The sequence below is a fragment of the Alkalitalea saponilacus genome, from assembly GCF_900168165.1.
In the GTDB taxonomy this organism is placed as follows: domain Bacteria; phylum Bacteroidota; class Bacteroidia; order Bacteroidales; family Marinilabiliaceae; genus Natronoflexus; species Natronoflexus saponilacus.
Window position 1 is genome coordinate 1 of sequence record NZ_FUYV01000082.1, and the last position, 1,441, is coordinate 1,441.

The 1,441-nt window shown below is 30.5% G+C and carries 1 protein-coding gene; it reads right to left on the reverse strand.

Annotated elements, in window-relative coordinates:
* Positions 1-873: 873 nt before the first annotated feature.
* Positions 874-1,305: a hypothetical protein gene (locus tag B5X70_RS17705; protein ID WP_079559232.1), complete on the reverse strand. Its 432-nt coding sequence runs from the start codon at positions 1,303-1,305 to the stop codon at positions 874-876.
* Between the last annotated feature and the right edge of the window lie 136 nt (positions 1,306-1,441).

Here is a 1,441-nt window from a genome sequence, read left to right on the forward strand (position 1 = left end):
CGCACTGCATACAACGGTCACATATATGAAATGTTGGGGTTTGCGGGCGACTTCCCTGTCTGCCGTTGCAAAAGTTGGTGCGGGGCAGAAAGGTTTAAGTAACCACCTAGCCCCCAATATTTTATATATGATGTTGTGTGCTGGTATTTATTAATCGTCTATTGAGGTTTTGTTCATTAAATTTTTTCTCTAATATTTCGACACCTAAAATTGAGCTGTACCAAGATTGAATATTTAAAGTTACATTCGAATTGTCATTCAATGTTATATATATTTTTGAATAGACTCTGTATCGATTATAACTTGATGTCTCAAGACTTATTATTTTATTAGTTTCAATTTCATAATTGGAATTCCATATGAAAAAGTATTTTATCGTTAATTGTTGCTGATTTAAAGTGACTTTACCTGCATTAGGACAAATTATTAGATGTACAGATAATAAAGATAATAATGAGAATGTAACGCTTTCAAGTATTGGTAATTCTCCAAAAATATAATGGTATGTAAAAATTGTTACTATTAATGAGTCGAGAATTAGTCCTAGAATGATACTCAAAGGATAACTTGAGGAGTATTTTATTTCACCTTTGTTCTTTTTCATTTTTGTACTTTTCATTTCCTAATTGGATATTTATTTAATTCAGAAATCAAATACTTAACTATTCTTTTTACTCAGTAGTTCAAATATGGCTCTGATAATTTCATATCTGTATAATTTGGGTTGGAATTATAACTAAAATTTTAAACAAATCAATTAATTTTAAACTCTACAAGTTACAGATAACGAGTCTATAGTCTGTCATATTCCTTGAACAACTTTGAGGCATATTACAGTCTGATTATCTAAGTCTTTTAATTCCATTTGGTCTATTAATCATGTGATTCATTAAACTCAGCAATTCTATTAATAGTGTCAATTTTTGCTGAATACACATCTCTGCCATATTCATTTTGAAATATATATCCTGATTGAGTTCTAGCCCACACAGCTTTCATAGCTCCTTGCTCAACATACATATCTTGTTGTACATAGTCAGTAACATAAGCACTAGGATTATAGTATTTAGAATTTCGAATGCTTTGTGTCAAATCCGAAATTTGCTTTTCACTCAATTTAATATTATAATAAATCGCAAAGTCCTGCCAATTAGATTGATACTCATCTTTTAGAATCACTACGTTTTTAGGAATCTTAATATCCAGAGTCTTAGAAAATCGTTTTTGACTTGATGTACGATAATTACATTGAACTAATAATAAAATCAAGGAACAAATCACTAATTTAAAAATTGTTCTATTCATATCTTATTATGCTTCTATTTTGCTGTCTGTCAGTTCGTTTTACTATCGGGTAGCTTACGCCCCCTAAGAACTGCGCATGATAGTTTCCCATCACGCAGCTCGGGCATTTCTAAAAGTGTCTTGATAAATACACTCC